This is a genomic window from Streptomyces sp. NPDC091279 (genome assembly GCF_044757465.1).
GTDB lineage: Bacteria > Actinomycetota > Actinomycetes > Streptomycetales > Streptomycetaceae > Streptomyces.
This window is the reverse complement of record NZ_JBIVVA010000009.1, coordinates 167,296-188,917: the sequence shown is the minus strand read 5'-3', so window position 1 is coordinate 188,917 and position 21,622 is coordinate 167,296. Positions and strand designations below refer to the sequence as shown.

Annotated in this window: 21 protein-coding genes; 14 read left to right on the top strand and 7 right to left on the bottom strand. The window is 71.4% G+C overall.

The genetic code is table 11. The features are described 5' to 3' along the window. The first annotated feature begins 27 nt into the window (after window positions 1-27). From ACIQOU_RS23515 to ACIQOU_RS23505, 3 genes are all read left to right on the top strand, one after another. Window positions 28-978 carry a glycosyltransferase family 2 protein gene (locus ACIQOU_RS23515; protein ID WP_401538764.1) on the top strand — a complete coding sequence of 317 codons (951 nt, stop codon included), beginning with the start codon at window positions 28-30 and terminating at the stop codon, window positions 976-978. Beyond that, window positions 978-1,346: a GtrA family protein gene (locus ACIQOU_RS23510; protein ID WP_401538763.1), complete on the top strand. Its 369-nt coding sequence runs from the start codon at window positions 978-980 to the stop codon at window positions 1,344-1,346. Before ACIQOU_RS23515 ends, ACIQOU_RS23510 begins: the two co-directional genes overlap by 1 nt. Window positions 1,347-1,453: 107 nt before the next feature. Further along, window positions 1,454-2,350 (top strand): LysR family transcriptional regulator, encoded by an 897-nt coding sequence (locus ACIQOU_RS23505; RefSeq protein ID WP_401538762.1) that lies wholly within the window; start codon window positions 1,454-1,456, stop codon window positions 2,348-2,350. A 48-nt stretch (window positions 2,351-2,398) separates the two neighbouring features. Here ACIQOU_RS23505 and ACIQOU_RS23500 read toward each other — a convergent pair whose 3' ends face one another. Then, window positions 2,399-3,169: an SDR family oxidoreductase gene (locus ACIQOU_RS23500; RefSeq protein WP_401538761.1), complete on the bottom strand. Its 771-nt coding sequence runs from the start codon at window positions 3,167-3,169 to the stop codon at window positions 2,399-2,401. A gap of 416 nt (window positions 3,170-3,585) precedes the next feature. On the opposite strand from ACIQOU_RS23500, the gene argC reads away from it, so the two are divergent. The 5 genes from argC to ACIQOU_RS23475 are packed head-to-tail and all read left to right on the top strand — an operon-like array spanning window position 3,586 to window position 8,458. Beyond that, the gene (gene argC / locus ACIQOU_RS23495; protein WP_401538760.1) at window positions 3,586-4,614 is read left to right on the top strand and encodes an N-acetyl-gamma-glutamyl-phosphate reductase; all 1,029 of its coding nucleotides are present in this window, start codon (window positions 3,586-3,588) and stop codon (window positions 4,612-4,614) included. Continuing rightward, on the top strand, window positions 4,611-5,792 hold the full coding sequence (argJ, locus tag ACIQOU_RS23490; protein WP_401538759.1) for a bifunctional glutamate N-acetyltransferase/amino-acid acetyltransferase ArgJ: 1,182 nt from the start codon (window positions 4,611-4,613) through the stop codon (window positions 5,790-5,792). Before argC ends, argJ begins: the two co-directional genes overlap by 4 nt. After that, the gene (gene argB, locus ACIQOU_RS23485) at window positions 5,789-6,694 is read left to right on the top strand and encodes an acetylglutamate kinase (protein ID WP_401538758.1); all 906 of its coding nucleotides are present in this window, start codon (window positions 5,789-5,791) and stop codon (window positions 6,692-6,694) included. Before argJ ends, argB begins: the two co-directional genes overlap by 4 nt. Further along, window positions 6,691-7,875, top strand: coding sequence for an acetylornithine transaminase (locus ACIQOU_RS23480; RefSeq protein ID WP_401538757.1), 1,185 nt, complete (start codon window positions 6,691-6,693; stop codon window positions 7,873-7,875). The genes argB and ACIQOU_RS23480 overlap by 4 nt, the downstream gene beginning before the upstream one ends. 19 nt (window positions 7,876-7,894) lie before the next feature. Continuing rightward, window positions 7,895-8,458: an arginine repressor gene (locus ACIQOU_RS23475; protein WP_401538756.1), complete on the top strand. Its 564-nt coding sequence runs from the start codon at window positions 7,895-7,897 to the stop codon at window positions 8,456-8,458. On the opposite strand, the gene ACIQOU_RS23470 is transcribed toward ACIQOU_RS23475, so the two are convergent. The 5 genes from ACIQOU_RS23470 to ACIQOU_RS23450 all read right to left on the bottom strand — a co-directional run bounded on the left by ACIQOU_RS23470 (window position 8,450) and on the right by ACIQOU_RS23450 (window position 13,238). Beyond that, complete coding sequence (locus ACIQOU_RS23470) at window positions 8,450-9,187, bottom strand: FAD:protein FMN transferase (protein WP_401539017.1); 738 nt, start codon at window positions 9,185-9,187, stop codon at window positions 8,450-8,452. The genes ACIQOU_RS23475 and ACIQOU_RS23470 overlap by 9 nt on opposite strands. A gap of 22 nt (window positions 9,188-9,209) precedes the next feature. After that, the gene (locus ACIQOU_RS23465; protein ID WP_401538755.1) at window positions 9,210-9,965 is read right to left on the bottom strand and encodes an FMN-binding protein; all 756 of its coding nucleotides are present in this window, start codon (window positions 9,963-9,965) and stop codon (window positions 9,210-9,212) included. A gap of 28 nt (window positions 9,966-9,993) precedes the next feature. Next, window positions 9,994-11,376 (bottom strand): ferric reductase-like transmembrane domain-containing protein, encoded by a 1,383-nt coding sequence (locus ACIQOU_RS23460; RefSeq protein WP_401538754.1) that lies wholly within the window; start codon window positions 11,374-11,376, stop codon window positions 9,994-9,996. Between the two features lie 147 nt (window positions 11,377-11,523). Next, window positions 11,524-12,216: a L,D-transpeptidase gene (locus ACIQOU_RS23455; protein WP_401538753.1), complete on the bottom strand. Its 693-nt coding sequence runs from the start codon at window positions 12,214-12,216 to the stop codon at window positions 11,524-11,526. Between the two features lie 107 nt (window positions 12,217-12,323). Next, window positions 12,324-13,238 (bottom strand): hypothetical protein, encoded by a 915-nt coding sequence (locus ACIQOU_RS23450; RefSeq protein ID WP_401538752.1) that lies wholly within the window; start codon window positions 13,236-13,238, stop codon window positions 12,324-12,326. 354 nt (window positions 13,239-13,592) lie between these two features. Here ACIQOU_RS23450 and argH point away from each other — a divergent pair, with 354 nt between their 5' ends. The 4 genes from argH to ACIQOU_RS23430 all read left to right on the top strand — a co-directional run bounded on the left by argH (window position 13,593) and on the right by ACIQOU_RS23430 (window position 18,444). Further along, on the top strand, window positions 13,593-15,026 hold the full coding sequence (gene argH, locus ACIQOU_RS23445) for an argininosuccinate lyase (protein WP_401538751.1): 1,434 nt from the start codon (window positions 13,593-13,595) through the stop codon (window positions 15,024-15,026). Window positions 15,027-15,262: 236 nt separating this feature from the next. Next, window positions 15,263-16,234 carry an aldo/keto reductase gene (locus ACIQOU_RS23440; RefSeq protein ID WP_401538750.1) on the top strand — a complete coding sequence of 324 codons (972 nt, stop codon included), beginning with the start codon at window positions 15,263-15,265 and terminating at the stop codon, window positions 16,232-16,234. A gap of 108 nt (window positions 16,235-16,342) precedes the next feature. Beyond that, window positions 16,343-16,909 (top strand): TetR/AcrR family transcriptional regulator, encoded by a 567-nt coding sequence (locus ACIQOU_RS23435; protein WP_401538749.1) that lies wholly within the window; start codon window positions 16,343-16,345, stop codon window positions 16,907-16,909. Then, window positions 16,906-18,444: an MFS transporter gene (locus tag ACIQOU_RS23430; RefSeq protein ID WP_401538748.1), complete on the top strand. Its 1,539-nt coding sequence runs from the start codon at window positions 16,906-16,908 to the stop codon at window positions 18,442-18,444. Before ACIQOU_RS23435 ends, ACIQOU_RS23430 begins: the two co-directional genes overlap by 4 nt. A 299-nt stretch (window positions 18,445-18,743) precedes the next feature. On the opposite strand, the gene ACIQOU_RS23425 is transcribed toward ACIQOU_RS23430, so the two are convergent. Further along, window positions 18,744-19,415, bottom strand: coding sequence for a lysophospholipid acyltransferase family protein (locus ACIQOU_RS23425; protein ID WP_401538747.1), 672 nt, complete (start codon window positions 19,413-19,415; stop codon window positions 18,744-18,746). 410 nt (window positions 19,416-19,825) lie between these two features. Between ACIQOU_RS23425 and ACIQOU_RS23420 the strand changes: the two genes are divergently transcribed. Both ACIQOU_RS23420 and ACIQOU_RS23415 read left to right on the top strand, forming a co-directional pair. Then, window positions 19,826-20,992, top strand: coding sequence for a glycerophosphodiester phosphodiesterase (locus ACIQOU_RS23420; protein WP_401538746.1), 1,167 nt, complete (start codon window positions 19,826-19,828; stop codon window positions 20,990-20,992). A gap of 82 nt (window positions 20,993-21,074) precedes the next feature. Next, window positions 21,075-21,581, top strand: coding sequence for an RNA polymerase sigma factor (locus ACIQOU_RS23415; protein ID WP_401539016.1), 507 nt, complete (start codon window positions 21,075-21,077; stop codon window positions 21,579-21,581). Window positions 21,582-21,622: the final 41 nt, after the last annotated feature.

Below are 21,622 nucleotides of genomic sequence, written 5' to 3'. Positions count from 1 at the left end.
CCGCGCACCCGCACCAGGGGGAACCCCATGCTCATCTCGATCGTCGCGCCCTGCTTCAACGAGGAAGAAGTCCTCGACCGCTTCCACGAGCGGCTCCAGAACGTCGCGGAGGAACTCCTCCCGCTCGGCCACGACATGGAGTTCGTGTACGTCGACGACGGCAGCCGCGACCGCACCCTCACCGTCCTGGAACGGCTCGCCGCCCTCGACGCGCGCGTGCGCTATGTCTCCTTCAGCCGCAACTTCGGCAAGGAAGCAGCCCTGTTGGCGGGCCTGCGGCACGCGTCAGGGGACTCCGTCGTCGTCATGGACGCCGACCTCCAGCACCCGCCGGATCTCATCAGGCCCATGGCCGAACTCCGTGAGAAGGGCTTCGACCAGGTCATCGCCCGCCGCACCAGGACCGGCGACGGCCGGACCCGCACCCTGCTGGCCCGCCTCTACTACCGGCTGGTCAACCGCGTGGTCGACGTCGAACTCGTCGACGGCGTGGGCGACTTCCGGATGATGTCCCGCCGGGTCGTCGACGCGGTCCTGGACCTCACCGAGTACAACCGCTTCTCCAAGGGCCTGTTCGCCTGGGTCGGCTACCCCGCCACCACCTTCAGCTACGAGAACGCCGCCCGCGAGGCGGGCCGCACCTCCTGGAGCCTGCGCGGCCTGCTCAACTACGGCCTCGACGGCCTCCTCTCCTTCAACAACCGCCCGCTGCGCGCCGCCCTCTACCTCGGCATGGGCCTGCTGCTCGTCGCGGGCCTCTACACCGGCTGGATCGTGGCCGCCGCGCTCGTCAACGGCGTCCAGACGCCCGGCTACGTCACGATCATCACCGTCGTCACCGCACTCGCCGGCGTGCAGATGGTCATGCTCGGGGTGATCGGCGAATACACCGGACGCATCTACTACGAGGTGAAACGCCGCCCGCACTTCCTGGTGAAGGCCAGCAATGTCGACCGCACGAAGAACCTCATTCCCTGATGTCCCGCCAAATGCTCACGTTCGCCCTCATCGGCGTACTGAACACCGCGACCTACTACGGCCCTTATCTGGTGTTCCTCACCCGATTCCCGTATCTCGTCGCCCATGTCCTCGCGACGTTCATCAGCATGACGATCTCGTTCTTCCTGAACGCGCGATTCACCTACCGCACCCGGCCCACCTGGCGGAAATTCCTGCTCTTCCCGCTCTCCAACGCGGCGAACTTCCTGATCACCACGGCCGGCGTCTACGTCCTTGTCGACCTTCTGCACACCGACAGCCGCTACGCCCCGCTCCTCGCGTCGCTGGCGGCGATCCCGGCGACCTTCCTGATCTCCCGCCGGATCATGCTCCCGAAGACCGCCTGAGCCGGGTCCGGCGGCCGCACCGGGAGTAATCGCGCCGTCCGACGCGTTGTCCGCGACGACGACAGCGGAGTGGACCTCGGTCCACCGCAGGGAGAGGACGGGACGCGATGAGCCTGCGCCAGTACGAATACGCCCTGGCCGTCGCGGAGGAGGGCTCGGTCACGGCGGCGGCGGAGCGACTGCGCGTCGCCCAGCCCTCGATGTCCCAGCAGATCCGCGGGCTGGAACGGGAACTCGGCGTGAAGCTCTTCGCCCGCACCCCGACCGGTCTGGTGCCCACCACCGTCGGCCGCGCCTTCCTGCGGGAGGCGGAGGTCGCGGTGAACGCCTCACGGCGGGCGCGGGCGACGGCCCGGGCCGGCGCCGGTGACCTGGTGGGCGAGCTGACCGTCGCCGTCCAGATGGGCTTCGGGACCCGCCAACTGCCGGACGCCCTGGGCGCGTTGCGCCGCCGCTTCCCACGCCTTGAGGTCACCGTCTTCGAGGAACCGAGCGGCGCCGAGCTGGAACGGCTGTGCCGCCGGGGCGTGATGGACCTCGCCCTGATGGCCGCCTGCGAACGGACCCCCGCCCACGCCCACCACCTCGGCGACGAGGAGTTCGTCGTGGTGCTCGGTGCCGGACACCCGCAACTCGCCGCTGAACGCGTCGAGTTGCGTGAACTGGACGGGGAGCCGTGGGTGCGGTTCGACCGGGACAGCGCCCTCGACAGCGTGCTGCTGAGCGTGGTGCGGGACCACGACCTGACCCCGGCCACGGTCGCCCGCGTGACCCAGACGGCGACGGCCGTGCGCTGGGCCGCCCAGGGGCTCGGGGCGACGCTCGTGCCGCGCTCCGCGGTGCCCCCCGGCCACGAACACCTCGCCCGCCCGGTGTTCCCGGCCGTCTCCCAGCCCGTCATCGCCGTGCTCCGCCAGGACCCGGGCCCCGCGGAGACGGCCCTGCTCGACCTGCTGGGTCAGGAGGCCTGGTCGACAGCGGAGGCATTCACGCCGGTACCTTGAGGGCCGGTGTCTTGAGGGGGCCAAGGGGTGCGCCGCCGAATTCCGCCCTCACCCCCTGGGGAATTCACCGCCGTCCACGACGAGATTGCTTCCGGTGAGCCAGCTCGCGCGGTCCGACAGCAGGAAAAGCACCGCGTCGGCGATATCGGCGGGCTGTCCCTCACGCCCCAACGGCACCGGGCTGCCGCTCTGGACCTGTGTCGGGTCCAGCTGCGCCCACTGCTCGCGCACGGCCTCGCCGCCGGGGGTGACGACGCGGCCCGGGGTCACCGTGTTGACCCGGACGCCGGCCGGGGCCAGCTCCGCGGCCAGACCCCGGCTGTAGTTCTCCAGCGCCGCCTTGGCCGCCGTGTAGTGCAGGAACTGCGGTGCCACGGCGGGCACGGCGGCCGAGGAGATGTGCACGATCGCGCCGGAACGCTGCTCCCGCATCGCCGGTGCCAGCAGGGCGTCCAGGCGCACGGCGGCCAGGAAGTTGATGTCCAGGGCGTCCTGCCACTCCTCGTCGGGGATGGCCGCGATGCTCGCGTGCGGCCGGGCCGCGCCCGCGTTGTGGACGATGACGTCGAGCCCGCCGAGCGTCTCCCGCACCGCCTCCGCGATGCCCCGGGCCCCGGCCGGTGTCCGCACGTCGGCCGTCACGAAGGAGGCCCCGTCCGGCACGGTGGCGGACGCCGACCTGGCCGTCGTGAGGACCTCGGCGCCCGCGTCGAGCAGCGCCCGCACGATGCCCGCCCCGATCCCCCGGGAGCCACCCGTGACCAGAGCCCGCTTTCCCTCGAACTCCCGCATTCCCGACCCGTTCTCCAGTGCGCTCATGCCGCTCACCCTCTCGCTCACGTATACGTCCACCCGACGGAAAAGGGAATCCCGGGAAATCCCGATGACCACCTCGTCGAGCTGTTTTCACGGTACGTCCGAAAAAGAAAGCCAAGCAAAGACGAAAACCGAGCAGCCCCCATAGCCAATCCCTATGGGCCGACCTCGCCACGCCCATCTCGGCACGCCGACCGGAGCACGGCGATCCCGGGCGCCGGTTGCGCGTGACCACGCCGACGGGGAGGAGGCCGTCCGCGACGCGCCACGCGCAGGCGTCGTCGAGCTGCGCCGCGAACGCGTCGAGGCTCACCCCGGGCCAGGGCGGCAACGGCGCCGTGTGGAGCACCCGGGGAATCCCCGCGATTGCATAAACGTGCAGCGAAACGTATAGTCATGCCGTCCAGGAGGAGGATGACATGGTGGTACGTGCGGCGGTGGCCGGGGCTAGTGGGTATGCGGGAGGGGAACTCCTGCGGCTGCTTCTCGCGCACCCCGAGGTCGAGATCGGCGCCCTGACCGGGCACTCCAACGCGGGCCAGCGGCTCGGCGGGCTCCAGCCGCAGCTGCTGCCGCTGGCCGACCGGGTGCTGGCCGAGACCAGCGCCGAGGTTCTCGCCGGACACGACGTCGTCTTCCTCGCCCTGCCGCACGGCCAGTCCGCCGCCGTCGCCGAACAGCTCGGCCCGGACGTCCTCGTCGTCGACATGGGCGCCGACTTCCGGCTCAAGGACGCGGCCGACTGGGAGCGTTTCTACGGCTCCCCGCACGCCGGCACCTGGCCCTACGGCCTGCCCGAACTGCCGGGCGCCCGCGCCGCGTTGGAGGGGTCCAAGCGCATCGCGGTGCCCGGTTGCTACCCCACCGCCACCACCCTCGCGCTGTTCCCGGCCTACGCCGCCGGGCTCGCCGAGGCCGAGGCCGTGATCGTCGCCGCGTCCGGCACCTCGGGCGCGGGCAAGGCCGCCAAGCCGCACCTGCTCGGCAGCGAGGTCATGGGCTCCATGTCCCCCTACGGCGTCGGCGGCGGCCACCGGCACACCCCCGAGATGATCCAGAACCTCGGCGGCGTCGCGGGCGAGCCCGTCTCCGTCTCCTTCACACCGACGCTCGCGCCGATGCCCCGCGGCATCCTCGCCACCTGCACCGCCAAGGCCCGCCCCGGCGTCACCGGCGAGTCCGTGCGCGCCGCCTACGAGAAGGCCTACGCCGACGAGCCGTTCGTGCACCTGCTGCCCGAGGGGCAGTGGCCCGCGACGGCGTCCGTCTACGGTTCCAACGCCGTTCAGGTGCAGGTCGTCCTGGACGAGGCCGCGGGCCGGATCATCGCGATCAGCGCCATCGACAACCTGACCAAGGGCACCGCGGGCGGTGCCGTCCAGAGCATGAACCTCGCCCTCGGGCTCGACGAGTCCACCGGGCTGACGACGATCGGAGTCGCGCCGTGAGTGTGACGGCAGCACAGGGATTCACGGCCGCGGGCATCGCCGCCGGGATCAAGGAGAACGGCAACCCGGACCTGGCCCTCGTGGTCAACAACGGGCCCCGCCTCGCCGCCGCGGGCGTCTTCACCTCCAACCGCGTCAAAGCCGCGCCGGTGCTCTGGTCGCAGCAGGTCCTGAAGAGCGGCAAGGTGACCGCCGTCGTCCTCAACTCCGGTGGCGCCAACGCCTGTACGGGGCCGAAGGGCTTCCAGGACACCCACGCCACCGCCGAGAAGGTGGCCGACTCCCTCAACAGCGCGGGGCTCGACGACACGGGCGGCCACGCCCCGGGCCTGATCGCCGTCTGCTCCACCGGCCTCATCGGCCTGCTCCTGCCGATGGACAAGGTGCGGGGGGGCGTCGACAAGGCGGTCGCCCAGCTCTCTCCGCACGGCGGCGAGAAGGCCGCCATCGCCATCAAGACCACCGACTCCGTCCACAAGACCGCCGTGGTGACCACCAAGGCCGGCTGGACCGTCGGCGGGATGGCCAAGGGCGCAGGCATGCTCGCCCCCGGCCTCGCCACCATGCTCGTCGTCCTCACCACCGACGCCGACGTGCCGAGTGACGTACTGGACACGGTACTTCGGGCCGCCACCCGCACCACCTTCGACCGCGTCGACTCCGACGGCTGCATGTCCACCAACGACACCGTGCTGCTGCTCGCCTCCGGCGCCTCCCAGGTCACCCCGGACCAGGCCGAGTTCGCCGAGGCCGTGCGCGCCGTCTGCGACGACCTCGGGCAGCAGCTCATCCGGGACGCCGAGGGCGCCAGCAAGGACATCAAGATCGAGGTCGTGAACGCCGCGACCGAGGACGACGCCGTCGAGGTGGGCCGCTCCATCGCCCGCAACAACCTCCTCAAGTGCGCCATCCACGGCGAGGACCCCAACTGGGGCCGCGTCCTGTCCGCCATCGGCACCACACAAGCCGCCTTCGAGCCCGACCAGTTGAACGTCGCGATCAACGGCGTCTGGGTGTGCAAGAACGGCGGCGTCGGCGAGGACCGCGAGAACGTCGACATGCGCTACCGCGAGGTGCACATCGTCGCCGACCTCGCCGCCGGCACCGAGACCGCCACCATCTGGACCAACGACCTCACCGCCGACTACGTCCACGAGAACAGCGCCTACTCGTCATGAGCACTCGTAAGCACACCGCACTGCCGAAGGCCGAGATCCTCATCGAGGCGCTGCCCTGGCTGACCCGGCACAACGGCCGCGTCGTCGTCATCAAGTTCGGCGGAAACGCCATGGTGGACGAGGAGTTGAAGGCCGCGTTCGCCCAGGACGTGGTCTTCCTGCGGCAGGCGGGACTCAAGCCCGTCGTCGTCCACGGCGGCGGCCCGCAGATCAGCGCCGCCCTCGACCGGCACGGCATCGTCAGCGAGTTCAAGGCCGGCCTGCGCGTCACCACCGAGGAGGCCATGGACGTCGTCCGCATGGTCCTCGCCGGACAGGTGCAGCGCGAACTGGTCGGCCTGCTCAACCAACACGGGCCGCTGGCCGTCGGGTTGACCGGCGAGGACGGCAACACCATCACCGCCGTCAAGCATCTCCCCGAGATCGACGGCGAGTTGGTCGACATCGGCCGGGTCGGCGAGATCACCGCCATCGACACCGGCGTCATCGAGGCCCTGCTCGCCGACGGCCGCATCCCGGTGGTCTCCTCCATCGCCCGCGGCGCCGACGACGGCCACATCTACAACGTCAACGCCGACACGGCCGCCGCCGCGCTCGCCGCCGCGCTGGGCGCCGAGACCCTCATGGTCCTCACCGACGTCGAGGGCCTCTACGAGGACTGGCCCCACTCCGACGAGGTGATCAGCCGCCTCACCGCCGGCCAACTGGAGCGCCTGCTCCCGGAGTTGTCGTCCGGCATGGTGCCCAAGATGCAGGGCTGCCTGCACGCCGTGCGTAACGGAGTCACCACCGCCCGCGTCATCGACGGGCGGGTCCAGCACTCGATCCTGCTGGAGATCTTCACGGATGAGGGAATCGGCACGATGGTCGTGCCCGACGCGTCGGAGGGGGAGTCGTCATGAGCAACCAGGAACTGACCGAGCGGTGGCAGGGCGCGCTCATGAACAACTACGGCACCCCCCGGCTGCCCCTGGTGCGCGGCGCGGGCGCCCGGCTGTGGGACGCCGACGGCAAGGAGTACCTCGACTTCGTCGGCGGCATCGCGGTCAACGCCCTCGGCCACGCCCACCCGGCCATCGTCGAGGCCGTCAGCCGCCAGGTCGCCGAACTCGGCCATGTCTCCAACCTGTTCGTCGCCGAACCCCCCGTCGCCCTCGCCGAACGGCTGCTGCGCCTCTTCGGCCGCGACGGCAAGGTCTTCTTCTGCAACTCCGGCGCCGAGGCCAACGAGGGCGCCTTCAAGATCGGCCGGCTCACCGGGCGCACCCACATGGTCGCCACCCACGGCGGCTTCCACGGCCGCACCATGGGCGCCCTCGCGCTCACCGGCCAGCCCGCCAAGCAGCAGCCGTTCCTCCCGCTGCCCGGCGACGTCACCCACGTCCCCTACGGCGACGCGCAGGCGCTGGCCGCCGCCGTGACCGAGGAGACCGCCCTCGTCGTCATCGAACCCGTCCAGGGCGAGAACGGCGTCGTCGTCCCGCCGCCCGGCTACCTCAAGGCGGCCCGCGCGATCACCGCCGCCACCGGCACCCTGCTCGTCCTGGACGAGGTGCAGACCGGCATCGGCCGCACCGGGCACTGGTTCGAGTACCAGGCCCACGAGGGCGTCCTGCCCGACGTCGTCACCCTCGCCAAGGGCCTCGGCGGCGGGCTCCCGCTCGGTGCGACCGTAGCCTTCGGCCGCGCGGCAGACCTGCTCCAGCCCGGCCAGCACGGCACCACCTTCGGCGGCAACCCGATCGCGTGCGCCGCCGGGATCGCCGTTGTCGACACCATCGAGAACGACGGTCTCCTCGCCAACGTGAAGCGGCAGAGCGGGACGTTGCGGGACGGAATCGAAGGCCTCGGCCACCCGAAGATCGCGCATGTCCGGGGTGCGGGCCTCCTGCTGGGTATCGTGCTCACCGAGCCGCACGCACCCCAGGTGCAACAGGCGGCTCAGGAGGCCGGTTTCCTGGTGAACGCCCCCGCCCCCGACGTCGTCCGGCTGATGCCCCCGCTGAACCTCGACGACGACGCGGTCGACGCGTTCCTCCGGGCCCTGCCCGGCATCCTCGACGCGGCGGGCGCCGCCGCATGAGCGGGAGAATGGGACGACGATGAGCCAGCCGCAGGACGACGACGGCCAGCACGCGGGGCCTGCCGTGCCGCAGACCCGTACGGCCCGCCACCGGCGGATCGTGGACATCCTCAACCGTCAACCGGTGCGGTCGCAGAGCCAGTTGGCGAAGCTGCTGTCCGATGACGGGCTGAGTGTCACGCAGGCGACGCTCTCCCGCGACCTGGACGAGTTGAACGCGGTGAAGATCCGCAACACCGACGGTGACCTCATCTACGCCGTGCCCAGCGAGGGCGGGTTCCGCACGCCCCGGGTGCCGCTGGGCGGGTCGGCGAAGGAGGAGCGGATGCGGCGGCTGTCGCAGGAGCTGTTGATCTCCGCGGAGGCGTCCGCGAACCTGGTGGTGTTGCGGACGCCGCCGGGGGCCGCGCAGTTTCTCGCCTCGGCGATCGATCAGGCCGAGTTGCATGACATTCTCGGCACGATCGCCGGGGATGACACGTTGATGCTGATCAGCCGGGAGGCGGCGGGGGGGCAGGCGTTGGCCGAGCACATGTTGCGGCTCGCGCAGAACGGGCACCCCGGCCGGGAACCCTCAGCCTAGTTTTTTGGGCAGGCCCTCCGTGCATCTGACCTCGTCGCCTGCTGTGATGAGGAGGGCTTCTGTGTCGGGGAGGGACTCCAGCCAGGTCAGGGCGTGGCGGGAGCCCATCGCGAAGGCGGCTGTCGCCCAGGTGTCCGCCCAGGTCAGACTGGGGGCGACCACCGTCACCGCGACCAGGTCGGTGATCGCGGAGCGGCCGGTGCCGGGGTCGACGATGTGGGCGCCGCGTTCCGCCGTGCCGGAGGTCGCCACCGCCAGCTCGTCCGCGCCGGCCGCCGAGATCACCGCCGCCAGGCCGCCGGGGCGCAGCGGGTCCGAGACGCCGACCCGCCACGGGCGCCGGGTGCCCGGCACGCCGAGCAACTGCACATCGCCGCCGCCGTTGACGCTCACGCCGGTCGCCCCCGCCGCCGACAGCAGCCGGGCCGCCCGTTCGGCCGCCCAGCCCTTGACGATGCCGGTCGGATCGAGCCGGCCCCGGTAGGACGTGCTGAACCAGCCGTCGCTGACCCGCTCGGCCTCCGCGCCCAGCTCCAGCACCTCGGCGACCTCGGGATCGCACTCCGGGACGGTCAACTCGCCGCGCGCCAGCCGCGATATCTGGCTGCCGTGCCGATAGGTGCTGAACACCTCGTCCACCCGGTGCAGTCCCGCGACCGCCTCCGTCAGCGCCGCGCGCACGGCGGCGGGTTCTCCGCCACGGACGTCGAAGGAGAACACCGTCCCCATGACCTCCTCGGCATGGCGTACCTCAGCCACCGGCCTGGTCCAGGGCGGACTGGAGGGACTGCTGGTAGCCGGTGCTGGTGTAGGTGGCGCCGGTGACGGTGTCGATGTCGGCGGTGCCCTGGGCGACGGCTTCCTGGTTGAGCTTGGGGACGGCGAGGGCCGTTTTCTCGGTGCTGGTGCCGCCCGTGGGGGCCTGGACCGCCTCGGCCTTGGTGAGCTTTCCGCCGGTCAGCGTGATGCGGACCTGGACCGGGCCGTACTGGGTCTGGGCGACGGCGCCGGTCACCGTCCTGGCCTGCGCGGCGCCGGAACCCTCGGCGGCACCGGCGGTCTTCATCTTGTCCAGGGCGGACTGGAGGGACTGCTGGTAGCCGGTGCTGGTGTAGGTGGCGCCGGTGACGGTGTCGATGTCGGCGGTGCCCTGGGCGACGGCCTCTTGGTTGAGCTTGGGGACGGCGAGGGCCGTCTTCTCGGTGCTGGTGCCACCCGTGGGGGCCTGCACCGCCTCCGCCTTGGTGATCTTTCCGCCGGTCACGGTCAGCCTGACCTGGACCGGGCCGTACTGGGTCTGCGCGACCTCGCCGGTGACCGTGCTGTCGCCGGCCGCGGCGGCACCGCCCTGCGGCGACTCCTGCGCGGCGGCGCCCTGTTGGGCCGCGCCCGCCGCCGACGCGCCGCCCGGATCGGACGCCGGTTTCAGCGACAGCAGCAGGACGACGCCGGAGACGGTGGCCGCGGTGGCCAGCACGACACGGCGGATGGGGTGACTCTTCCTCATCGGTTTCGAGCTCCTGGAATCCCGTCGCTCACATCTCGAACGACTCGTGATGGATGCGGCGGGCGGGCACTCCCGCGCCGCGCAGTGCTTCATAGACGGACTGCGCGAACCCGGCGGGCCCGCACATGAACACGTCGTGCTGCTCGATGTCGGGCAACTTCTGCCGCAGCCGGTCCGCCGAGATGTCGGGGCGTTCCCCGTCCGGGCTGTTCACGGCGTACATCAGCCGGGCGCCGCGGTCCTCGGCGATCGTCGCCAACTCGTCCCACAGGGCCAGGTCCTGCGTGGTGTTGGCCCGGTAGAGGAGCGTGATGTCGCCCGCCGCGCCGGGCAGCGTCTCGAACAACGCCCGCATCGGCGTGATCCCGACACCGCCCGCGACCAGCAACACCTTGCCCCGACTGCGCCGTTGGGCGGTCATCGCGCCGTACGGACCCTCGGCCCACACCCGGGTGCCGGGCGTCAGCTCACGCAGCCGGGCGCTGTGGTCGCCGATCGCCTTCACGGTGATCCGCAGCATGCCGGGCCGGGGCGCCGCCGACAGCGAGTACGGGTGCGAGCTGAACCGCATGCCGGGTGCCAGGAACCGCCAGCGGAAGAACTGCCCCGCCTGCGCGCCCATCCGGTGCAGCTTGCGCCCGCCGATCAGCACCGACACGATGCCCGGCGTCTCCTCGATCACCGCCTCGACCCGCATCCGGTGACGCAGGTTCAGCCGGATCGGCGTGAGAATCCGGTACCACAGGACCAACGCGGTCACCACGCCGTACAGCGCGTACCAGAACGTCTTCGCGAGCGGCTCGACGGCGAAGTCGTTGCCGGTGCTGATCTGGTGCCAGAACGTCAGGAACACGGCCGCGTAGGTGAGGAGATGGACGTGGTACCAGGCGTCGTACGGGAGGAGCCGGCGGACGAAGCCGACCGAGAGCAGCCCGATGAGGAACAGCAGACCGGTGCCGATCACCGCGATGCCGACGTCCGGCAGCTGGTTGGCGGCGTCGATGGTCTGCTGGACCAGGTCGGCGGCCGTGCGGCCCGACTGCAACGCCATGCCCCACATGGTGAGCCCCACATGCGCGACGACCAGACAGATCGTGTACCGCCCCGACATCGCGTGCCACCGCGCCACCCGGTCGGAACCCACCCGGCGCTCCAGCGCGGGCACCCGGGCCATCTGGAGCACGACCAGCGCCATCAGATACCCGGCCAACAGACCGGTGATCCGGCCCGCGTTGAGGATCTTGCCGTTGGTGTCGGCGATGGCCGGGGTGTTGTGCCACCACAGCCACAGCACCCCGGCCGCGCCCGCCCACACGAAGAGCAGCAGGACGGTCGCGGGGGAGCGACGCGGGCGGATGCGGCGCATCGTCTGGCGGCGGGCGGCCCGGCCGCCTGCGAGCGTGGTGGTCACGGTTCCTCCGGAAACGGGCACAACGGGGATGGCGTGTCCCTTGGCCCTCGAATACGTGCCGGAGTACGGTCGTGTTCAGCCATTCACCGAGTCTGTGAAGACCTGTGAACCACCCCTGACCGGGCGGGAGTTCGGCCCGCCACGGGGTCAGTACCGGGTGATCGCGGTGGGCCCGCCGGTGGTGCCGATCGCGAGGTGCGGGGACCGCGCGGGGTCGGCCCAGCGCAGGATCTCCCGCATCGCCTCCACCGGCACCGACACACAACCGGCGGTCGCGCCACGGCCGTTGACATGCAGGAAGATCCCGGCGCCCCGACCACGCACCGGACGCGCGTAGTTGAAGTCGACGACGAGCGCGTGGGCGTACTGGGCCGGGAAGTCGGCGAGCCGCTCGGACTCGGCGGCCCGGCAGTCGGCGGGGCGCGGATCGGTCCAACGGTTGTAGGAACGCGAGGAGTTGTCCTCGCACCACCATGAAGTCGGCGTCACGGCACGGTAGTCGTGCCGGGTCCCCGGCGGCGCGGCCTCGGTACCGAAGGCGAACGGCAGCCCGAACAGGCCGGTGGGTGTGGTGCTGGTGCCCTGCTCACGTGCGGTGCCCTCGACGAGCCCGTGGGAGCCGAAGCGGGCCGGTGCCGAGCCCGTCTCCCGCCACTGTCCGTCGCGCAGGTCCCACCAGGTGACCGTGCCGGTGGTGGCGTGGGTGTCGGCGGCCACGGCGGTGATCAACTGGCTGCCGCCCCCGGTGTCCGCCATCCGCGCGGGCAACTCGGGGGTCGGCGCCGACCCCAGCGTGAACAGGGACGCGGCGGCGAGGACGGTGGCGACGACGGGACGCATGCCCCCGACGCTAGACGCAGCCGGGGCCGGCGGCAGCCCGGGTGGGCCGGCGGAGAAGGGGCCCGCCCCGGCCGACGCGCACCGGGGCGGACACCACGCCGGTCACCTCACTGGTTGAGGGCACACGGGGCGAGGGCGTCGAGGCCGGTCGGCTTCTCGGCGGTGCGGCCGATGGCGGTGGCCATGCGGTTGATGGTGGCGACGCGCTTGTCCTTGAGGGGGCCGAGGATGGCGTTGTTGACGAAGTTGGGGCCACCCTGTCCGACGGTGTCGACGAGGCGTTTGTTGGCTTCGTCGATCTGGGTCTGGAGGAGGGTGAGGTTCCGGTCGATCTCGGCCTGCGCGGAGGCGGGGATCGCCGGGAGCTGCGAGGCCACGTCCGGGCAGGAGATCGTGCCGGCGGCCGCGTTGTTCCCGGCCCCGGTGTCACCCGTGCCCGCGCCGGTGTCCGCGCCCGTGCCCGCGCCGGTGTCCGCCCCGCCCGCGTCCGGCGCCGACGGGCTCGGGCTGGCCTCGGCCCCGGTGTCACCCGCGCCCGCTCCCGTGTCCGCACCGGTGTCCGCAGCGCCCCCGGCGTTCAGGGTGCAGGGGGCGAGGGCGTCGAGGCCGGTCGGCTTGGTCGCCGTTCGGCCGATGGCGGTGGCCATGCGGTTGATGGTGGCGACGCGCTTGTCCTTGAGGGGGCCGAGGATGGCGTTGTTGACGAAGTTGGGGCCGCCCTGTCCGACGGTGTCGACGAGGCGTTTGTTGGCTTCGTCGATCTGGGTCTGGAGGAGGGTGAGGTTCCGGTCGATCTCGGCCTGCGCGGAGGCGGGGATCGCCGGGAGCTGCGAGGCCACGTCCGGGCAGGAGATCGTGCCGGGGGAGGCGGCGAGGGTACGGGCGTTCGCGGTGCTGTCGCTCTTGGAGCTCTCCCCGGCCAGCGCGGAACCGGCGATCACGGCTCCGGACAGCACCACGGCGGCGGCACCGCCGATGACGGCGACGCGACGCTTGTTGTACTTCGGAAGGGCCCTGGACATGGCGATGCCTCACTTGGGTCAGGGGTCGGGTGTCAGGAGTGGGGGGAGTGGGGGAGTGCGGTGTGACGGACGCGGCGCCGGCGTCGGGGGTGAGTACGAGCAAGCGGTTTCGTTTGTTCAAACACCCCGCACAACTTTCTTCCGGACCCGCTCGGCTTTCTTCCGGGCCCCGTTCCGCCCCGGCTCGTGACCCGCGATCGTTGGACAGGTGGGCCGGACGGCCCGGTGGGTCTCGGCTCGATGGGCCGGGGCGAGGGCCGGGGGCGGAAGTCGGCTCGATTGACGAATCATGCAGACTTCTGCATACTCATGCAGAGCAGTGGGTCAGTGCATCGGTGCAAGGGAGCAACGCAAGTGAGCAGCAACAGCGGAGACGTTCGGCTCTGGGGCGGCCGGTTCGCCGACGGGCCCGCCGAGGCCCTGGCCAAGCTGTCCGCGTCGGTCCACTTCGACTGGCGGCTCGCCCCCTACGACATCGCCGGTTCCCGCGCCCACGCGCGCGTGCTGCACAAGGCGGGGCTGCTCACCGAGGACGAGCTGACCCGGATGATCGCCGGGCTCGACCAGCTGGAAGCGGACGTGGCGGACGGCTCGTTCGTCGGCACCATCGCCGACGAGGACGTGCACACGGCGCTGGAGCGCGGCCTGCTGGAGCGGCTCGGCCCCGACCTCGGCGGCAAGCTCCGCGCGGGCCGCTCCCGCAACGACCAGGTCGCCACCCTCTTCCGGATGTACCTGCGCGACCACGCCCGGATCATCGGCGCCCTGATCGCCGACCTCCAGGACGCGCTGATCGGCCTCGCCGAGGCCCACCCGGACGTGGCCATGCCCGGCCGCACCCACCTCCAGCACGCGCAGCCGGTGCTCTTCGCCCACCATGTCCTCGCGCACGTCCAGTCGCTGTCCCGGGACGCCGAGCGGCTGCGGCAGTGGGACGAGCGGACCGCCGTGTCCCCGTACGGCTCGGGCGCCCTCGCGGGTTCCTCCCTGGGCCTCGACCCGGAGGCGGTCGCCGCCGACCTCGGCTTCGAGCACGGCAGCGTCGGCAACTCCATCGACGGCACGGCCTCCCGTGACTTCGTCGCGGAGTTCGCCTTCATCACCGCGATGATCGGGGTGAACCTCTCCCGGATCGCCGAGGAGATCATCATCTGGAACACGAAGGAGTTCTCCTTCGTGACGCTGCACGACGCGTTCTCCACGGGTTCGTCGATCATGCCGCAGAAGAAGAACCCCGACATCGCCGAGCTGGCACGCGGCAAGTCCGGCCGCCTGATCGGCAACCTGACCGGTCTGATGGCCACCCTCAAGGCCCTCCCGCTCGCCTACAACCGTGACCTCCAGGAGGACAAGGAGCCGGTCTTCGACTCCTGCGACCAGCTGGAGGTCCTGCTCCCCGCGTTCACCGGCATGATGGCCACCCTCACCGTCAACCGCGAGCGCATGGAGGAGCTGGCCCCGGCCGGGTTCTCGCTCGCCACCGACATCGCGGAGTGGCTGGTCAAGCAGGGCGTGCCGTTCCGTGTCGCGCACGAGGTGGCCGGCGAGTGCGTCAAGGCGGCCGAGGCCGAGGGCAAGGAACTGGACGAGCTGACCGACGAGCAGTTCGCGAAGATCAGCGCCCACCTCACCCCCGAGGTCCGCACGGTCCTCAACGTCCCCGGCGCCCTCGCCTCCCGCAACGGCCGAGGCGGCACAGCCCCGAGCGCGGTAGCCACCCAACTGACAGAGGTCAAGGCGGACCTGGCCATCCAGCACACCTGGTCGACGGCCAAGAAGCACGCCTGACCACCGCACGCGGGGCGGGGGGCGGCCTGTCGTTAAGGGGCGCGAGGCTGTATCGATGTGCGGCTCCGCCGCGTGGGCGCGACCAGCCACGACGCACCCGCACCCGGCAACGAGCCGAACCCCCCACCCCCCGTCCCACCCCCGTCCAGCCCCCCTCCGCACCGAACCCGTTTCGAACCGCCTCACCGGGTTACGTTGGTCGAAAGCCGTACCGGAGCCGACCAACGGAGCCCGCGATGCCCTTCGCCCGACTGGCCACAGCGACCACCCCCACCTGCCACATCGGCCTAGGTCTCGCCGCGGTGGGCCGCCCCGGCTACATCAACCTCGGCCGGGACGACGACCTCGGAGCCGACCGCACCGTCGACACGCTCCGCACCCGCACCCATGAGCTGCTGGACGCCGCCTACGCGCAGGGCGTCCGCTACGTCGACGCGGCCCGCTCCTACGGCCGTTCGGAGGAGTTCCTCGCCGACTGGCTGAAGAGCCGCCCGAACGTCACCGATGTCGTCGTCGGCAGCAAGTGGGGCTACACCTACACCGCCGACTGGACGACCGACGCCGAGAAACACGAGGTCAAGGACCACTCCCCGGCGACCTACGAACGGCAGCGGGCGGAGACCGACGCGCTCCTCGGGGACCGGCTCGACCTCTACCAGATCCACTCGGTGACCCCGGACAGCCCAGCCCTCACCGACAAGGAACTCCACGCGCAGCTCGCCGGGGCCGCCGCCCGGGGCGTCACCGTCGGCTTCTCCACCAGCGGCCCCGCCCAGGCCGACGCCATCCGCGCCGCCCTCGACATCACGGTCGACGGCGAACGCCTCTTCCGTACCGTCCAGTCGACCTACAACGCCCTGGAGACCTCGGCCGGGCCCGCGCTCACGGAGGCGCACGACGCCGGGCTCACGGTGATCGTCAAGGAGGGCATGGCCAACGGCCGGCTCGCGGACCCGCACGCGCCGGACGCGTTGAAGGCGGTCGCCGAGGAGACGTCCTACGGCTGCGACGCGGTGGCCCTCGCCCTGATCCTGCACCAGCCGTGGGCCGGCGTCGTCCTGTCGGGCGCGGCGACCAGCGCCCACCTCGCCTCCAACCTGCACGCGGCCGCCGTCGACCTCGACGAGGACCACCTCGCCCGCCTCGCGACCCTCGCCAAGGACCCGCAGACCTACTGGGCCGAGCGCGCGGCCCTGCCCTGGCACTGACAGGCCCCGCCCCCGCACCCGCCCCCCGACCGCAAGCCATGAGCCGAGCGCACCCGCGATGAAGTAAGCGGTGAGACATGAATGTCTCACATGGGTTACGCTCGTCTCATGGCTGTCGATCGTGATCAGGTGCTGCGCAGCGCCGCCGCCCTGCTGACCCGCAAGTCCACCGCGACGATGGACGAGGTCGCCAAGGCGGCCGGGATCAGCCGTGCCACCCTGCACCGGCACTTCGCCGGGCGGGACGCGCTGGTGAGGGCGCTGGAGTCGCTGGGCATCGCGGAGTGCGAGGCCGCCCTCGACGCGGCCCGCCTCGACGAGGGACCGCCCGCCGACGCCGTTCACCGGCTCGTGCGCGCGATCGAACCGGCCGCCGCGCTCCTCGCGTTCCTCTACACCGAGAACCAGCTCTTCGAGGGCGAGCAGCGCGACGCCGGCTGGGCCCGCATCGACGACCGCATCTCCGCCCTGTTCCGGCGCGGCCAGCAGAGCGGCGCGTTCCGTATCGACCTCACCCCGGCGTGGCTCACCGAGGCGCTGTACGGGCTGCTGGCGTCCGGCGTCTGGGTGGTGTCCGAGGGCCGGGTGGCCGCGAAGGACTTCACGTACATGATCGTCGAGCTGTTGCTCGGCGGCGCGCTGAGGAGGGACGCCTCGTCGGGGCAGGCGTCATGACCAGCGCCCTGCGTCCGGCCGACCCGACCGAGGCGGCGCCGCGTCCTGGCCGGTGGCTGGCGCTGTCGGTCCTGGTGCTCGCGGTGCTCCTGGTGGCCGTCGACGCGACCGTCCTCGGCCTCGCGACCCCGTACATCAGCGAGGATCTCAGGCCCTCGGGCACCCAGTTGCTGTGGATCGGCGACGTCTACTCCTTCGTCATCGCCGGACTCCTCGTCTCCATGGGCAGCCTCGGCGACCGCATCGGCCGCAAGCGCGTCCTGCTCGTCGGCGCCACCGCGTTCGGGGCGATCTCCGTCCTCAACGCCTATGCGTCGACACCGGAGTTGATGATCCTGGCCCGCGCCCTGCTCGGCGTCGCGGGTGCCACCCTGATGCCCGCCACGCTGGCCCTGATCCGCAACCTCTTCCACGACCCGCGCGAACGCAGCCTCGCCGTCGGCATCTGGGGCGCCACCGCGTCGGCCGGTACCGCCGTCGGCCCGATCGTCGGCGGGTTCCTGCTCGAACACTTCTGGTGGGGCTCGGTCTTCCTGATCAACCTGCCGGTGATGGCGGTCCTGGTCGTGGTCGGCGTCAAGTTCCTGCCGGAGTCGAAGAGCGCGCACCCCGGGCCCTGGGACATGACCAGCGTCGCCCTGTCCCTGGTCGGCATGATCGGCGTCGTCTACGCGGTCAAGGAGGCGGCGACCCATGGCTTCAGCTGGCCGACGCTGGGCGCGGGCGTGCTGGGCGCGGCGGCCCTGTACTGGTTCATCCGCCGCCAACTCACCCTGCCCACGCCGCTGTTGGACATGCGGCTGTTCCGCAACCGGGGTTTCAGCGGGGCCGTCCTGGCCGACCTGCTGACCATCTTCGGCCTGGCCGGGCTGGTGTTCTTCCTCTCCCAGTTCCTGCAACTCGTGCAGGGCAGGGGCCCGTTGGAGGCAGGCCTCGCCGAACTCCCCGCCGCTGTAGGGGCGGTGGTGGCAGGGCTGCTCGCGGGCCGTGCCGCCCGCCGTTTCTCGGTGCGCTCGGTGGTCTCCGGCGGTCTGGCGGCGATCGGTCTGGCGCTGGCCGTCCTGACGACCCTGGACCGCTCCACGGGCTACCCGCTGCTGGGCGCCGCGCTCCTGGTCGTCGGCGTCGGCGCGGGCCTGTCCTTCACGGTGACGGCCGACGTCATCCTCTCCAGCGTCCCCAAGGACCAGGCGGGCTCGGCGTCGGCGGTCTCGGAAACGGCCTACGAACTCGGCGCGGCCCTCGGTATCGCCGTCCTGGGCTCCATCGTCACCGCCGCCTACCGGGGTTTCCCGTCCCCACCGGGCACCCCGGAATCCGCCCACGAATCCCTGGGCGCGGCCACCGAAGCAGCGTCAACTCTCCCACCCCCCAAGGCAGAAGCCCTCCTGACGGCAGCCCAGACCGCCTTCACCCACGGCCTGACCCTGGCAGCCACAGCAGGAGCAGTCATCCTCCTCACCACAGCAACAGCAGCCTGGTACCTCCTACGCACCCAACACCTGGAAGAGAGCCCACCCAAGAGCACCTCTTGACGAAGGCTGAGGAAACCCGCCCAGGGGGCGCGGGGCTGTATCTCATACGCGGCTCCGCCGCGCGAGCGCGACCAGCCACGACGGCGCCGCACCCGCCCCCGGCGAGAAGCCCAACGGCGCTGGATCAGGGGCGCGGGGCTGTGTCTCATATGCGGCTCCGCCGCGCGGGCGCGACCAGCCACGACGGCGCCGCACCCGCCCCCGGCGAGAAGCCCAACGGCGCTGGATCAGGGGCGCGGGGAACTGCGCAAAACACCTCAACGCACCCGCACGATCCAGCGCACCCTCAGTAGAAGCGGCTACGCCGCCTTGGCCTTGGTCGCGTACATGTCCACATACTCCTGCCCGGACAGCCGCATGACCTCGGTCATCACCGAGTCCGTCACCGCCCGCAGCACATACCGATCCCGGTCCATCCCCTCGTACCGCGAGAACTCCATCGCCTCACCGAACCGCACAGTGACCCGCCCCGGCCGAGGCCACCCCGCACCCCCCGGCTGCAACTTGTCCGTACCGATCATCGCGAACGGCACGACCGGCGCCCCGGTCATCAGCGTGAGCCGCGCGATCCCCGTCCGCCCCCGGTACAACCGCCCGTCGGGCGAGCGCGTCCCCTCGGGATAGATCCCGAACATCCGCCCCTCCTCCAGGACCCGCCGACCGGTCATCAGCGCGGCGACACCGCCACTGGCCCCGTCCCGGTCGACCGGGATCATGCCGACGCCGGTGAAGAACCAGGCCATCAGGCGGCCCTTGAGCCCCTTGCCGGTGACGTACTCGTCCTTGCCGATGAAGAAGACCTGCCGGTCGCAGACGAGCGGCAGAATCATCGAGTCGATGAACGTGAGGTGGTTGCCGGCGAGGATGACGGGACCGTCCCCCGGGATGCGCTCGGCGCCCTCCACTCGGGTGCGGAACATCAGGCGCATGATCGGTCCGAGCACTGCCTTGATGAGCGCGAAGCGGGACAACGGGACCCTCCGTGGACGGGGAAGTCGAGGACAGTCGAGCAAAGCGGTATGAGTCTGTGCAGGTGAGGACGATACTCGCGGTTCCGGGGGCCGCGCACCTCGGGTTCACCCAGCTCTTACGCGATATTGACGTGGATTTACCTGCGGGAAAGCCGCGCCGCACCCCCGGCGAGGGCGAACGACACCGCCGTTGCCCGGAGTTCCCCGGCGCACGGGTGCCCGTCCTCAGCCGACATCACACATCACCCGGGTGTTCCGGCCGAGGCCTCCCCGGCGTCATGTCCACGACCCTACGATCGGGCGTCATCGTCGAATGCGTCAACGAATACATCGATGAACGCGACGAAGACGAAGAAGACGAAAACGACGAAGACGACGACGGCACAGGCGATGGACACAGGAGGCGCGGGATGGCGACGCAGGGGTCGGACGAGCGGGCGGCGGGCGCGACGGGGCGACGGGCGCTGCTGGGCGCCGGACTGCTGGGCGCGGGCGGAGCCGTCCTGGGCTTCGGCGGCAGCGCGCGGGCGGCCGAGGCACACACCGGCGGCGGCCTGAAGAGCCTGCCCAAGCCGACGATCATCGGCCACCGGGGCGCCAGCGGCTACCGCCCGGAGCACACCTTCGGCTCCTACCAGCTGGCCCTGGACATGGGCGCCGACATCGTCGAGGCGGGCGATTTGGTGCCGACCAAGGACGGCCATCTGGTCTGCCGGCACGAGCCGGAGATCGGGTCCACCACGGACGTCGCCGACCACCCCGAGTTCGCGGGCCGCAAGACCACCAAGTCGCTGGACGGCGTGGCCACCACCGGCTGGTTCACCGAGGACTTCACGCTCGCCGAGCTGAAGACCCTGCGCGCCATCGAGCGCATCCCGGCCAACCGCCCGCACAACACGCTCTACAACGGCCGTTGGGAGATCCCCACCTTCGAAGAGGTCCTGACGTGGCAGGACGAGCAGACCCGCAAGCGCGGCAAGCAGGTGTGGATCTACCCCGAGACCAAGCACCCCACCTACTTCCGCAAGCTCGGCCTCGGCGTCGAGGAGCGGGTCGCCAAGGTGCTCCACAAGCACGGCAAGGACCGACGGGACTCGCCGGTGATCCTCCAGTCGTTCGAGCCGACCGGCGTGCAGCGCCTCAACACCCTCGTCGACAACCCGCTGGTCGTGCTGCTCTCCTCGGCCGACAGCCGCCCCTGGGACTTCGTCGAGTCGGGCGACCCCCGCACCACCGCCGACCTCATCACCCCCAAGGGCCTGCGGGAGATCGCCGGTTACGCCCAGGGCATCGGCCCCACCCTCGACCTCGTCGTTCCGCGCACGGCCGACGGCAGCCTCGACGCGCCGAGCACCCTGGTCAGGGACGCCCACAAGGTCGGCCTGATCCTGCACCCGTACTCGATGCGCAACGAGAACCCGTTCCTGCCCACCGAGTACCGCAAGGGCAGTGCTCCGGACGCCTACGGTGACGCGTTCGGCGCGTTCCAGACCTACTTCGCCACCGGCATCGACGGCCTCTTCACCGACAACACCGACACCGCCCTGCTGGCCCGCGCCGCCTTCGTCAACGGCTGACCCCGCACCCCCGGTGGGGGTGACAACCGTCCGCCCGGGCAACCTCCCGCCCGGGCCGACGGTTGCCCGGGTCATGCCGCGACTGACCCCTGAACTGGTGACCGCCCTGCGCCCGCTGCTCGCCGCCGAGGCCCACGCCGAGGCCGCCGCCACCGGCACCGACCCCGGCGACCTCGAACAGACCGTCTGGCTGCGCCTGGTGGAACACCTCGACGCCGCCGGGTTACCCCGCGACCCGCCCCGCTGGCTGCGCGACACCGCCCACACGGAGGCCCGCCGCACCCGGCACACCACACTCATCGAACGGCCGTACGCCACCGAACCCGTCGCCGACCCCGCCGACGGCCCCGAGCGCCTCGCCCTGGCCGCCGACCACCGGGCCGCCGTCCGGGAGACGGTCCGCCTGCTGCCCGCCCGGTGCGCCCGGCTGCTGGGCGCGCTGCTCTCCCCGGACGACCTCACCTACCGCCAGATCGCGGGCGAGTTGGGTATCTCACAGGGCGCTGTCGGTCCGGAACGTTCCCGATGCCTGGCTTGTCTGCGGCGAATGCTGACGCCGGAGGTTGCGGCGCGGCTGGCGCGGGGATAGGAGTGGGAAGAACCGGCGATCAGGTGAGCGGGAGGCGTGCG